The 12,695-nt window shown below is 68.6% G+C and carries 12 protein-coding genes; 4 read left to right on the forward strand and 8 right to left on the reverse strand.

The window, feature by feature from the left end; all coding sequences use genetic code 11:
- Positions 1–141: 141 nt before the first annotated feature.
- From OCUBac02_RS12655 to OCUBac02_RS12685, 7 genes are all read right to left on the reverse strand, one after another.
- Entirely contained in the window at positions 142–1,230 is a 1,089-nt protein-coding gene (locus OCUBac02_RS12655; RefSeq protein WP_173046026.1) for a LacI family DNA-binding transcriptional regulator, read from the reverse strand.
- Between the two features lie 286 nt (positions 1,231–1,516).
- Positions 1,517–1,987: a YHS domain-containing (seleno)protein gene (locus tag OCUBac02_RS12660; protein WP_173046028.1), complete on the reverse strand. Its 471-nt coding sequence runs from the start codon at positions 1,985–1,987 to the stop codon at positions 1,517–1,519.
- Between the two features lie 12 nt (positions 1,988–1,999).
- Positions 2,000–2,485 carry a hypothetical protein gene (locus tag OCUBac02_RS12665; RefSeq protein WP_173046030.1) on the reverse strand — a complete coding sequence of 162 codons (486 nt, stop codon included), beginning with the start codon at positions 2,483–2,485 and terminating at the stop codon, positions 2,000–2,002.
- A gap of 20 nt (positions 2,486–2,505) precedes the next feature.
- Positions 2,506–3,903, reverse strand: coding sequence for a tetratricopeptide repeat protein (locus OCUBac02_RS12670; protein WP_173046032.1), 1,398 nt, complete (start codon positions 3,901–3,903; stop codon positions 2,506–2,508).
- A gap of 69 nt (positions 3,904–3,972) precedes the next feature.
- Positions 3,973–5,169 (reverse strand): OpgC family protein, encoded by a 1,197-nt coding sequence (locus tag OCUBac02_RS12675; protein WP_173046034.1) that lies wholly within the window; start codon positions 5,167–5,169, stop codon positions 3,973–3,975.
- Entirely contained in the window at positions 5,169–6,818 is a 1,650-nt protein-coding gene (locus OCUBac02_RS12680) for a thiamine pyrophosphate-binding protein (RefSeq protein ID WP_173046036.1), read from the reverse strand. Before OCUBac02_RS12680 ends, OCUBac02_RS12675 begins: the two co-directional genes overlap by 1 nt.
- A 72-nt stretch (positions 6,819–6,890) precedes the next feature.
- Positions 6,891–7,781, reverse strand: coding sequence for a CE1 family esterase (locus OCUBac02_RS12685; RefSeq protein ID WP_173046038.1), 891 nt, complete (start codon positions 7,779–7,781; stop codon positions 6,891–6,893).
- Between the two features lie 155 nt (positions 7,782–7,936).
- On the opposite strand from OCUBac02_RS12685, the gene OCUBac02_RS12690 reads away from it, so the two are divergent.
- Complete coding sequence (locus tag OCUBac02_RS12690; protein WP_082009869.1) at positions 7,937–8,509, forward strand: sigma-70 family RNA polymerase sigma factor; 573 nt, start codon at positions 7,937–7,939, stop codon at positions 8,507–8,509.
- A gap of 85 nt (positions 8,510–8,594) precedes the next feature.
- A complete protein-coding gene (locus OCUBac02_RS12695) occupies positions 8,595–9,236 on the forward strand; it encodes an NrsF family protein (protein WP_173046040.1) in 642 nt (213 codons plus the stop codon).
- Positions 9,237–9,297: 61 nt separating this feature from the next.
- On the opposite strand, the gene OCUBac02_RS12700 is transcribed toward OCUBac02_RS12695, so the two are convergent.
- The gene (locus OCUBac02_RS12700; RefSeq protein WP_052232431.1) at positions 9,298–10,176 is read right to left on the reverse strand and encodes a LysR substrate-binding domain-containing protein; all 879 of its coding nucleotides are present in this window, start codon (positions 10,174–10,176) and stop codon (positions 9,298–9,300) included.
- A 108-nt stretch (positions 10,177–10,284) separates the two neighbouring features.
- On the opposite strand from OCUBac02_RS12700, the gene OCUBac02_RS12705 reads away from it, so the two are divergent.
- Positions 10,285–11,430: a 2-aminoethylphosphonate--pyruvate transaminase gene (locus OCUBac02_RS12705; protein ID WP_173046041.1), complete on the forward strand. Its 1,146-nt coding sequence runs from the start codon at positions 10,285–10,287 to the stop codon at positions 11,428–11,430.
- Between the two features lie 17 nt (positions 11,431–11,447).
- Positions 11,448–12,695 (forward strand): phosphonoacetate hydrolase, encoded by a 1,248-nt coding sequence (phnA, locus tag OCUBac02_RS12710; RefSeq protein ID WP_173049541.1) that lies wholly within the window; start codon positions 11,448–11,450, stop codon positions 12,693–12,695.

Below are 12,695 nucleotides of genomic sequence, written 5' to 3' on the forward strand. Positions count from 1 at the left end.
GAGGAGCAGATGCACCGGCGCAAGCAGAGACAATAATCGTTTCGATCGTCGAGGTCGCACGCGTTGCCTCCAGAATTTCTCATGCTCCGGGCTCTATCGGCCCGGCGGCTCGGACGCCTGGGCGTCCGCAGGCTGTCTTCGTCAGTGCACTGCCTTGGGCGAGGCAGCCGGCCTTTCCTGATCGAGATGCGGGTCGAGACTGTTGGCGCGCTCCGCCGCGATGGCCAGGTCGCGCACGGAATCGCGGGCCTGCAGGCTCGCCTGCAGCACGGAATGGGTCGGCGGCGACGGGTTCCCCGACATGCGGGCCCGCAGGCGGCTCCAGGCCGCTTCCGCGATTTCGGCAAGGGGCTGGCGGATCGCGGTCAGGCCGGTCCTGCGGGCGCTCATCCAGGGATAGTCGTCGAAGCCGACGACCGAGACGGCCTCGGGGATATCCATCCGCATCCGCCCCAGCGCCGAGAGCGTGCTCAGCGTGGTGACATTGGTCAGCGCGATGACGGCGCTCGGCTGCTTGTGTCTTTCGAGCCAGTGCCGGAAGGCTGCCGCGCCGCGATCGGCATTGGAGCCGAGCTCGATCACGGTCGGCTCGCGCTCCAGCGTGCCGCGGATCAGTTCGCAGGCGCCGCGCACGCGTTCGCGGATCGGCGAGATTGCGAGGCTGGAAGCGGCGACGAGAATATCGCGATGGCCCTTGGCGAGAAGATGCCTTGCGGCGATCTCGCCGGCCTCGCGATTGTCGATCGCGACGGTGTCGACCACTGAACCCTCGGGCGGCACGCGGTCGGCAAAGACGATCGGCAGGCGGCCGATCTCACCGCGCAGGGCACCGGGCACCGCGTCGGAGCAGGGCACCGCGATCAGCCCGGACGGGCGCCAGGCCAGGAGGGTGCGCAGCCGTGATTGCTCCAGCCCCAGATCGTCGCGCGAGCTCGCGACGAGGATGTCGTAGCCGTCCTTCTGGGCGAGCAGTTCGAGCTGTGAGACCAGCGAGGTGAAGAAGACGTCGTCGAGATCCGGGACGAGCACGCCGACGACGCGAGCCTGGCCCGAGCGCAATTGCGAGGCGGCCCGATCGACCTGGTAGGCCAGCTCGTCGGCGGCTTTCAGGACGCGCTCGCGCAGATCGGCATTTACCGGCTTGTTGCCGCTGAACACGTTCGAGACGGTCGCGGTGGACACTCCCGCGCGAGCGGCGACATCCCGGATCGTGACGCGTCCATTGTCCATGGAAAGCCTGTTAAACGTTTTGCAGAAAAACGTTTAACAGGCTGGCTGCTTCGTTGCAAGCCGTGTTTCGCACGCAGGCATGCCGCAGATCTGATGCCGGTGTCGCGAGGCCTCGAGGAAGCTTCGGAAGCCGGCGCGGCGAACCGGGTTTGGCTCTGAGATCGCTGCGTTCCTGCGCGAGCGGATGTCGTCCGGCCGAAGCGAAGCGCAGAGCCGGGATCCGTACCAGAACCTTTGATTTTGAAAGCTCCGGCATGGATTCCGGGTCGTCGTCGGACAGCAAGCGCTAGTCGGTCAGCGACTCCGATAAGCCGGGCCAGTTGCCGTCGGCACGGGCGATATAGGTCTTCGTTCGTGCGAGCCAGGTCTTCCGCACGCCGAGGTCGTAATTCAGATAGAGCCTGCCATCGACGATCGACCAGGCTTCCGGCTCGATCTTCACGAGATAGCCGCGCGATGTCCCGTAGGCGCAGAAGCCGCCATAGGCCGGCAGGTAGCGCGCCGGATCGGCCTCGAACAGCGCCTTGTGCTCGGCGCTGGCGAAACGCCAGATCGCGCCGCCATGGCGGGCCGAGAACTCGGGCTTGCCGAGGCGCGGGCCGCCGTCGCGAAAATAGGCGACGGGGTCGTAGCCGCGGATCGCGATGCCGTCGGCGGAGCCGAGCGTATTGACCCGGCGCGGCGTCTCGGCCCCGGCGCCGCTCGCAGCGACCAGCATGGCTGCGGCGAGACCGATGAAGGCGCGTCTTTGCAGCATGATCCCGCTCCCTCAGCTACGCCGCACTTCGAGCGCCTCGAAGACATAGGCCGCGAGATAGCCGTAGATCGCGTGGCCAATGAGGCCCATGAAGGAGAGGCGCGGCACGTCGTTCAGAAGGAAATGCTGCCCCGCCAGCGGCGCGAAGAAGGCCAGCGCGATGAAATAGGTGATGACGCCCCAGATCCAGCCATCCGCCGGCATGCCGAAGCTTTTCACCCAGCGCGTCAGGATCCAGTAGCCGATGGGATAGAACAGGAAGCCGGTGACGAAATGCAGCAGCTTGGCGGTCGGGGTCGAGAGCGTCAGGCCGAGCTGGTGGAAGAAGAGCGACTTCACCAGTTCCGGCGGCTCCAGCGGATATTCGGCGAACCAGGCGGTGGGCACGGCCGAGAACAACTCCCAGAAGCCGAGCCCGGCGAACCCACCCAGCGCGAGATTGATCACGGTGCGGGTCGAGGGCAGCGCGAAGCTGCGGGTCATGGTCGTGGTGGTCATGGCAGGGGTGCTTTCCGAGGTCAGTGGGCGATGGCGAGCGGGGTGGAGGCGACGGCCAGCGCAGCGAGCCGGCCGGCGCCGCGGCCGCGCAATTGCGCCAGCCGCCGGGCTGCGAAGAGATTGGAGCCGCCGCGACGCCTCAACCGTTCGCCGAGGACTTCCGCGGCGCGCTCATGCGCGCCGGCGCGGATCAGGCTCTCGGCATAGGCCTGCTCGAACAGGTCGCGCTGGGCATGGCTGCCGCCGATCGCGATCAGGCCGTTGCGGGCGGAGCCGAGCAGGCGGACGGCCTCGTCATAGTCGCCCTCGTGGAAGGCGATCAGACCGAAGGCCGCAAAGGCGCCGTTGCGGGCAGCGTCGCGGCGCTCGCCGCTCGGATGGGCTTTCGCATCCTCGATCAGGCTGCGGGCAATCGCCTCCGCCCCGTCGGTCCGGCCGGCGCCGAGCAGCGACAGGGCATAATGCAGGTCGGCGAAGACGAGGCGCCCGTCATCGATGCGTCCTTCGGCCTTGGCGGCGAGCTCCTCCCAGCGGTCGCCGACATCGATGCCCGCATAGTCGAGCCGGGCCAGCAGCGAGGCGCCATTGGCGATGTCGCGATAGTCGTCGGTGGGCTCGGCCCGGATCTCCTCGTCATAGAGCCGCAGCGCCTCGGCGGTCTCGCCGCGCTCCAGCCGAAACAGCGCGAGATGCCAGAAGATGTGGAAGCGCAGATTGTTGGCATGGGCGATGGCGCGACCGTCGCCGAGCCAGGCGATGCCCTCGTCGGTCCGCCCCGTCATCTCCAGCACATGGGCGACGGCATGGCGACCCCAGGCGTCGCGCGGGCTCAAGGCCACGGCCCGGCGGCCGGCATGCTCGGCCTGCGCATAGAAGCCGCGCTCTTCCAGCGCGAAGGCATGGCAGCCATGGACGAAGCCGGCGAGCGGATGGCTCTCGCCGAAGCCCGGCGCGAAGCGGTCGAGCGTCGCGAGCATCTGGGTCTGGTCGCCGAGCATGAAGCGCAGGCCGTGCGAGAGCTTGAGTGCCAGCACGTCGAAGGGATGGGCGAGGAGAATCGCCTCCAGCCGCTCGGCCGCCCGGCGCGGGGCATCGTCGAGCCAGAATGCCAGGGCCTCGACGACCATCGTCTCGCGCCGCGTCGCAGGGCGCAGAAGCGTAGCCGCCCTTGCCTTGACGAGGCAGTCGCGGGCGGGAGCGACAAGCTCGGCGCGGGCCAGCGAGAGCAGCATCAGTCCCTTGGCGGCATGAGCGAGCGCGAAATCGGGATCGGCGGCGAGCGTCCGGGCGAGGTGCTCGGGCGTCGCCGCGGCATGGGCCATCAGCGCTTCGAGCATGTCGTTCCAGGCGAGGCGCGCGGCCTCGTTCGCAACGCTGATCCGGTCGCCGGAGAGATCGTGATGGACGGCGTAAGACATGGTCTGCTCCATTGCCGCGCCACGGGGGGCGCTCTTCAGGGAGTTCGCAGCGGATCGATCAAGCGGCGTTCAACTCGCTTCACGGACCCGTGTTGTCGGCGCGGCCTGTGCGACCGGGTCGCTGCGCGGCTCGGCGAGAGGCTTGCGGCCCGGACCGGCCCAGGGCGCGCTCTTGAACCAGCCGACCACGAGCGCGGTGGCGAGGATCAGCGCGAAGCCGATGAGGTTCAGCAGCGCGACCAGAACCTCGTCGCGGCCGGCCATGTCGGCGACCGTGCCGAGCAGGCGGGATAGCACCACGCTCGCCAGGAAGGTCGCGAGCGACTGCCGTCCGATCAGGATCAGCAGGTGGCCCGCGCCGCGGTCGAGCCGATCCCGCCAGGGATCGAGAAGGCTGAGCACGAGATAGGCGAGCGCCAGGAAATGCAGCACGCGCAGGATATGCAGGTCGGTCTTCTCGCTGGCGGGGATGACGAGGTCGCGCGTCGCTTGCGCCAGCGGCCAGTGTTCGAGGATGCCCCAGAAGGAGAGCGGCAGGGAGACCAGGACGAAAAGCGCTGCAGCCGTCATCAGGCGCCGGTCGCCGAGCCGCGGCACCGGCAGCCATTTCATGCCGATGAAAAAGCCGATGAAGAAGATGAATTGCCAGGCGAAGGGATTGAGGAACCAGCCGGCACCGCTCCACGGATTGCCGGAGAGGTTGAGGCCAGTCGCCCAGACCGCGATGTAGAGCCCCGCGGCGATCAGGAAAGGCAGCGCATCATGGAAGCGGCGCGCCAGCATCATCATCGGTACGAGCGCCAGGATGACCAAATACATCGGGAGGATGTCGAGATAGTCGGGCTGCCAGGTCAGCGTGACGAGGCCGAACAGCGCCCGCTCCGGATCGGACAGCAGCGGCGCGAACTGGCGGGCGATTTCCGCCAGGCCGAAGACCCGGTCCAGCGTCGCCGCCAATGCGACCAGGCCGAGGACGAGACCGATCTGGGCCCAGTAGACCTGCCAGATGCGATAGGCGATGCGGGCCGTACCCATCGCAAGCCCGCGCCGGACGAAAACGCCGCCGAAAGCGAGCGCGCTGGCGATGCCGGAGCAGAAGACGAAGAGCTCGGCGCCCGAGGAAAAGCCGAACCGCGCCGGAATCCAGCCGTTCCAGCTATTGTCGGGCAGATGGGCGACGAAGATGATCAGCATGGTCAGGCCACGGAAGAGGTCGAGCCTCTCGTCGCGAGGACGTTTCGCCGGCGCGGCGGGGAGCGGGGCCATCAGAAGGCTCCCTCGTAGCGGGAGGCATCGATGCGGCAGGCGAGCAGCGTGAAGCCGTCGCGCCCGAAGGCGGCCTCCGCTTCGCGGGCGAGCGTCGCGCGATCGTCGATCGTCGCGCCATGCCCGCCCATCGCGCGGGCGACCGCAGCGAAATCCGTCTCGCCGATATCGACGCCGGCGCGGGCCAGGCCGAGCTGGTGCTGCTTCAGCGCGATCAGCCCGAGCGCCCTGTCGACCAATGCGACGACGATCACCGGCAGGCCGAGGTCGCGCAGCGTCGCCAGTTCGCCCAGCACCATCTCGAGCCCGGCATCGCCGACGAAGCACAGCACCGGGCGGCCCGAGCCGAGCGCGGCGCCCGTCGCCAGCGGCAGGGCGCAGCCCATGGTGCAGAGCCCGCTCGATTGCAGCAGGCGACGCGGCCCGTCGCAGTCCCACATCTGGCTGAGCAGGATGCGATGCGCGCCGGAATCGGCCGTCGCGACCGTCCCGGCAGGTGCGACCCGTCGCAGAGTCTCGAAGACGGCATGCGGACCCCAGCTCGCGGGAGCGGCGAAGGCGGAACGGAAGGCCTGGCGGATCGCGGCCGGTTCGCGATCCGGCCAGGCCGCCTTCGCGGCAGGTCCGTCGGACAGGCGTGTCAGGATCGTGCCGACATCGCCTTCCAGCAGCAGCCTGGAATGATGCATGCCGTGCTGGACCGGCTCGGCGACGATGTCGATGACGGGCTTGTCCGCCGGCCACGGATTGCGCCAGCCCTGCCGCATCTCGATCGGGTCGTAACCGGCGAGCACGATCAGGTCGGCGGCCTCGATCAGGGGCCGGACGATCGCATCGGCCCGGGGCGACAGGCCGACCGCGCCGATCACGCGCGGATCGGTTTCCGGCAGCAGCCCCTTGGCCTTGTAGGTGGTGAGCAGCGGCGCGCCGGTGGCGGCCAGAAAACGGTCGAGCGCGGCCCCGCCGTCCCGATCGACGAGGTCGAGCCCGGCGATGACCAGCGGCCGCTCGGCGCCGGCGATGAGCGCCCGCGCGGGACCTATATCGGCGGGGACGGAAGGAGCGGCTGTCGCGATGGCCGGCGACGCGCGGCGCGGCGTGCGGGCTTCCGCGACCGAGATCGGCAGGTCGATATGGACGGGCCCTGGCCGGCCGCTCCGGGCGAGCGCGACGGCCTTGGCGGCGACGAGATCCTCGGTGCCGGGTGCGGCCTGGAAGCTCGCCTTGACCAGCGGGCGCAGCACGGCCTGATGATCGAAGACCTGATGCGTGTAGCTCTCGGCCAGGGCCTGGTCGACGCAGCCGGTCACGAAGACCAGCGGCACGCGATCCTGCTGCGCATTGGCGACGACATTGACGGCATTGGCGACGCCGGGGCCGAGCGTCGCGACCAGCACGGGCAGGGCGCCGGTGGCATGCCAGAGCCCTTCCGCCATGAAACCCGCGGCGTTCTCGTGGCGCGCTAGGCCAAAGCGGATGCCGGCGCGTTCGAGCGCATCGACCAGCGCCAGGACCTCGCCGCCGGGGATGCCGAAGGCGTGGGTCGCGCCGGCCGCCGCGAGCTGTGCCGCCACGAGATCGGCGCCGGTCGCGAGGTCTTCCGGACGGGTTTCGGCCGGCTCCGCGGCCGCTATCCGTTCGTGGCGCATCGTCTCTCTCCGCTTCGCCGCTGCAGCGGCTGTGGTGGAGAGATCGCGCGGGGCGCTCGTTTGGTTACACGATCACGGAGACGTGAGGCTGGCGCGACCCGCGGCGACGGGTGAGCCTGGGGTCATCGTGAGGCGCCAGGCGCGCTCGATCCAGGCGGCAGCGACCTCGTGGCCGCCTGGATGGAGGCAGAGTTCCAGCCGGGCGGGGCCGCCGCAGCCGGTCGCGATGCGGCAGGTCAGTTCGTTGGCGTTTGAAGCGGCGCGCGTGCTCCCGGCCCAGCCGGCGGTGCAGCCGCCCGGGGCGATGATCGCGAGACTCCTGAAGACATCGCCCTGCCGCGCTCCGGAGCGGAGCGTGCGGCCGGCGAGCGGCACCGTCATATCCTTCGTGCCATGGACGTGGATCAGCGGCGGACGCGGGCTTTCGCAGGTCGCGGGCAGCGGTTCCCAGAAGGCGCCGGCGATCGGGGCAAAGGCGGCGAAGCGCCGCTGCATGCGGCAGGCGAGATACCAGACCATCGAGCCGCCCTGCGAAAAGCCGCTCGCGAGAATGCGGCTGGGATCGATGGGGAAGCGCGCGACGACATCGTCCAGCACCTGTGCGACGAAGGCGAACTCGTCGCGGTTGCGTGCCGGCGATCCGGGATAGGACCAGGATCGGCCGGCACCGTCCGGCGCGATCAGCGCGACCCCGAGGCGCCGGGCGAGCGCGGCGAAGATCGGATCTGCGATCACTTCCTCGGCCGAACCCTGATAGCCGTGGAAATACATGATGGCGCCGACCGGCCGCCCCGCCGCAGCCTGCGGCGGCAGCATGACGCGATAGCTGCCGCTCGCCACGCTGCACCCCCGTTCGGCAGGGCAGGGGTTGTCGGGATCGGGAAGGCCGGGTGCCTGCGCGAAGGCCGCAGAAGCCATGAAAAAGCCGGCCAGCGCGCCGACGAGCTTCTGCCTTGCCGCCATATGCGATTTCTCCGTCGCGGGCTGAAGCCCCGATGCTCCCGCGCGAGCGTAGCCGGGCTCCGCAGCCGATTCACCTCGCCATCGCGGGCTTGTGAGCCTGCGCCCGCCATGCGACGGGTTCGATCTGCGAATCCTCTTCCGAAGAAGCGCAAGGCGTGTCGCTGCACGAGCTCGAAACCCAACTCCGGCCGATCTTCCTCGCGGCGCTTGCCGGCGACGCGGCGGCCTATCGCCTGTTTCTCGACACGATCAGCGTGCGGCTGCGCGGTTATCTGCGCCAGATGCTGGTCCGCGCCGGCCGGGGCGAGGCGAGCGAGGCCGAGGATGTGCTGCAGGAAACCCTGCTGGCGCTGCATCTCGCGCGCCACACCTATGACGCCGCGAGCCCGGTGACCGCCTGGGCCCATGCCATCGCGCGCCACAAGCTGGTCGACCATCTGCGCCGGTCCGGCCGCCATGCCGGTGCCCTGCCGCTCGATGACGAGGCGCACCAACTGGCCGGCCCGGTGGAGACCGGCGCCGCCGAGGCGCGGCTCGATCTGGAGCGGGCCATGGCCGCGCTGCCGGAGCGCACGCGCCTGCTGATCGGGCAGGTCAAGCTCCGGGGCGCCAGCATCGCCGAGGCGGCCGAAAGCACCGGAATGACGGAGACGGCGGCCAAGGTCGCGATCCATCGCGGCCTGCAGGCGATGGCCAAATTCCTGTCGAAACGCAGGGCCACGCCATGAGGCAGCCCGCGCATCCAGGACGTGTAACCTTTCGCCGGCTCTCCGCGAACTTCCAACAAGCCGGAACATCCTCGAAGATCTGGACATGCAGACCGACGATCTGATCACTTTGATGAGCGCCAGCAGCCGGCCGGTCGATACCGGCTGGCTGCGCCGTGCGACCTGGCTCAGCGCCCTCGCGGCGCTGGCGATGACGGTCGGGCTGCTCCTGCTCACGCTCGGAACCCGGCCCGACCTGGCGAGAGTCTGGATGACGCTGCCCGTCATCGCGAAAGCCTTGTTTGGCGCCAGCATCGCCGCCATCGCGCTCGCGCTGTTCCAGAGCAGCCTGCGGCCGGGACTGGAGCCGGCGCGGCGCCTGCCGATCATTGCGGTGCCCCTCGTGGTTGCGGCCGGCTGGGCTCTCGCGACGCTGGCTCAGGCGCCGGCCGAGCAGTGGAGCACTTTGATCTTCGGCCGCAACTGGCGCGCCTGCCTGATCGCGGTGCCGCTCTATGCGCTGCTGCCGCTCGGCCTGCTGCTGATGCTGGCACGCCGCGGCGCCCCGGTCGACCGCACGCTGACGGGGGCCTGCGCCGGCCTCGCTTCGGCAGGGCTGGCGATCATTGCCTACAGTCTGCATTGCCCGGACGACACGGCGCCCTTCCTGGCGGCCTGGTACTCCTTGGCGGTCGCGATCGTCGCGACGCTGGGGGCACTGATCCTGCCGCGTTTCCTGCGCTGGTGAGTGTGGGCCCGCCGAGCCCCCTATGCCGGGGGCGGGCTCTTTCGGGCGCCGCCTCCCGGTCTCAGCGCGCGTCGATGACGTCCTGAACCATCTCGAAGAAACTGCGCACCAGCGGCAGGCGCTGGCGTTCGGCCCGGCAGACGATGTATTCGCCGACATCGAAATCGGCGCCGGTGATCACTATTCGCTTCAGGCCGGCCTCCGGCTTGAACTCGGCCGCGAAGACCACGCCGATCCCGAAGCCGAAGGCGACGGCCTCGCGAACTGCCTCGCGCGACTGTACCTCCAGTAGGTTGGCCGGCTTGATGCCAGCCGTGGAAAGCCGGCTCTCGAACACTTCGCGCGTGATCGAGCCGCGCTCGCGCAGCACGATGTCCTGCCCGGCGAAGGCCTCGATCGGGATCTGGTCGTGCCGTGCCAGTTCGTGCTGGTCCGAGACGAAGGCGACGAGATCGTCGGAGCGCAGCCGGACGCTGTGGATACGCGGGTCGGAATTGGCCCGCGCCGTAATCGCGACATCGGCGGCGAAGTCCATGATCTGGTCGACGACTTCCGAGGAATTGCCGATCGTCAGCGAGAAGGTCAGGCCGGGATAGCGCTCGCGCATCCGGGCGAGCGCCGGCATGACATGGGTGGCGCTGTCGGCCGCTATCCGCAGATGGCCGCGCTGCAATGTGCGGTTGCCGGCAAGTAGCGATTCCGCCTCGTCCTCCGCCGCGAACAACCGCGCGGTGACCACGAACAGGCTCTGCCCCAGCGGGGTCAGCTTCACCTGCCGCCCGGCGCGGTCGAACAGCCTCACACCATAGGCATCTTCCAGCCCGCGCACCTGGGCGGAGAGGGTCGGCTGGCTGACATGACGCGTCCTGGCGGCGCCGGTGAAACTCTGCGCCTCGGCGACCGCGTGGAAGGCCGCGAGGCCGGAATAGCTGATAGCCATCTAATCCATAGATCCTGTCTATGGAAGATATGGAAACGATGTATTGGACCTATGTCAATCGCGGTCCTAGCGTCCGGGTCATCCGCCGCAACATATCGCGAGACCGTCATGGCCCAGGCCCGCCGCCCTGCATCCTCCGAAACCGGTGATCCGCTCCTCCTGACCCCCGGACCGCTGACCACCAGCAAGGCCATCAAGGAAGCGATGGTGCATGACTGGGGCTCGCGCGACGCGACCTTCGTCGGGATCAACAAGGCGGTCCTGGAAGAGCTGCCCAAGATCATCCATGGCGGCGATGATTTCGTCACCGTGCCGATGCAGGGCTCCGGCACCTTCGCCGTCGAGGCGATGCTGACCACCTTCGTGCCGCGCGACGGCAAGATCCTGGTCCTGATCAACGGCGCCTATGGCCAGCGCGCCAGGCGCATCCTGGAGATCGCCGGCCGCGCCGTCGCCGTGCACGAGACCGCCGAGGACACGCCGCCCGACCTTGCCGAGGTCGACCGCATCCTGGTGGCGGACACCGCCATCACTCATATCTTCACCGTCCATTGCGAGACGACCAGCGGCATCCGCAACCCGGTCGAAGCCATCGCCGCGCTCGCCAAGCGCCATGGCCGGCGCCTGCTGGTCGACTCGATGAGCGCTTTCGGCGCCCTGCCGCTCGACAGCCGCGAGGTCTATTTCGACGCGGTCGCCGCCTCCTCGAACAAGTGCATCCAGGGCGTGCCCGGCCTCGGCTTCGTCATCGCCCGCAAGAGCGCGCTCGCCGAGACCAAGGGCAATGCCACCACGCTGGTTCTCGATCTCCACGACCAGAATGCCGGCTTCGAGCGCACCGGCCAGTACCGCTTCACCCCGCCGATCCATGTCATCGTCGCCTTCCACGCGGCCTTGCAGGAGTTCTGGGCCGAGGGCGGCGTCGCGGGCCGTGGCGAGCGCTATGCCGAGAACGCTCGCATCCTGATCGAGGGCATGGAAGGGCTTGGCTTCCGCACGCTGCTGCCGGCGGCCCGGCAGGCGCCGATCATCGTCACCTTCCACATGCCGGAGGACAAGAACTTCGTCTTCCAGCGCTTCTACGACGCGCTGAAGGATGCCGGCTACGTCATCTATCCCGGCAAGCTGACGGTCGCCGACAGCTTCCGCATCGGCTGCATCGGTGCGCTCGGCGCGCAGGACATGCGCGCCTTCGTCGCCACGGTGTCGGATGTCCTCGATGAGATGGGCGTCGGCCTGAAGTCGGCCGCGTAAGGAGCCCCGAGATGACGATGCACACGAAGATCGGCTCGGATGTCGTTGCGAACGGTCGCGAATATGCCCGTCCGCAACGCCCGACGGTGGTGATCTGCATGGACGGCTCGGAGCCGGCCTATATCGAGGCCGCCAGCGCCAAGGGCCTGACGCCGAATCTCGACCGGATCATGAAGACCGGCGCCAGCACCCATGCCTATTCGGTGATCCCGAGCTTCACCAACCCCAACAACCTCTCGATCATCACCGGCCGCCCGCCCGTCTGGCACGGCATCGCCGGCAACTTCTTCTACGACCGCGAGGCCAAGGAAGAGGTGATGATGAACGACGCCCGCTTCCTGCGGGCGCCGACCATCCTGGCCGAGTTCCAGAAGGCCGGCTTCAAGGTCGCGATGGTGACCGCCAAGGACAAGCTGCGCACCCTGCTCGGCAAGGGCCTGGACTTCGCCTCCGGCTCGGCAATCGCCTTCTCCTCGGAGAAAGCCGACAAGGCCAACAAGGTGGAGAACGGCATCGAGAACGTACTCGATTTCGTCGGCATGCCGGTGCCGTCGGTCTACTCGGCCGATCTCTCGGAATTCGTCTTCGCCGCCGGCGTCAAGCTGCTGGAGACCTTCAAGCCGGACCTGATGTATCTCTCGACCACCGACTATGTGCAGCACAAAGCCGGGCCGGGCTCGGAGATGGCGGATTCGTTCTACGCCATGTTCGACGGTTATGTCGGCAAGCTCGACGCCCTCGGCTGCACGCTGGTCATCACCGCCGATCACGGCATGAACGACAAGCATCTCGCCAATGGCGAGCCGGATGTCGTCTATCTCCAGAGCCTGATGGACGAGTGGTACGGCAAGGGCACGATGCGCGTGATCCTGCCGATCACCGACCCCTACGTGGTCCACCACGGCGCGCTCGGTTCATTCGCTACGGTCTATCTGCCGGATGGCGCCAGCCAGGAAGAGGTCGCCGCCCGCATCTCCGGCCTCGACGGCATCGCGCTGGCGGTGACCTCGGCCGAAGCCTGTGAGCGCTTCGAACTGCCGGCCGACCGGATCGGCGATGTCGTCGTCGTCTCGACCCGCCAGAAGGTCATCGGTACCTCGCCGGACAGGCACGATCTCTCGGGCCTGACCGAGCCTTTGCGCTCGCATGGCGGCATCACCGAGCAGCGCGTGCCGATGATCGCCAACCGGCCGATCACGGTGCCGCAGGGCCGCACGCTCCGCAATTTCGACGTCTTCGACGTCGCCCTGAACCTGGTGAACTGA

Origin of the sequence: Bosea sp. ANAM02 (assembly GCF_011764485.1) — a bacterium.
Classification (GTDB): domain Bacteria; phylum Pseudomonadota; class Alphaproteobacteria; order Rhizobiales; family Beijerinckiaceae; genus Allobosea.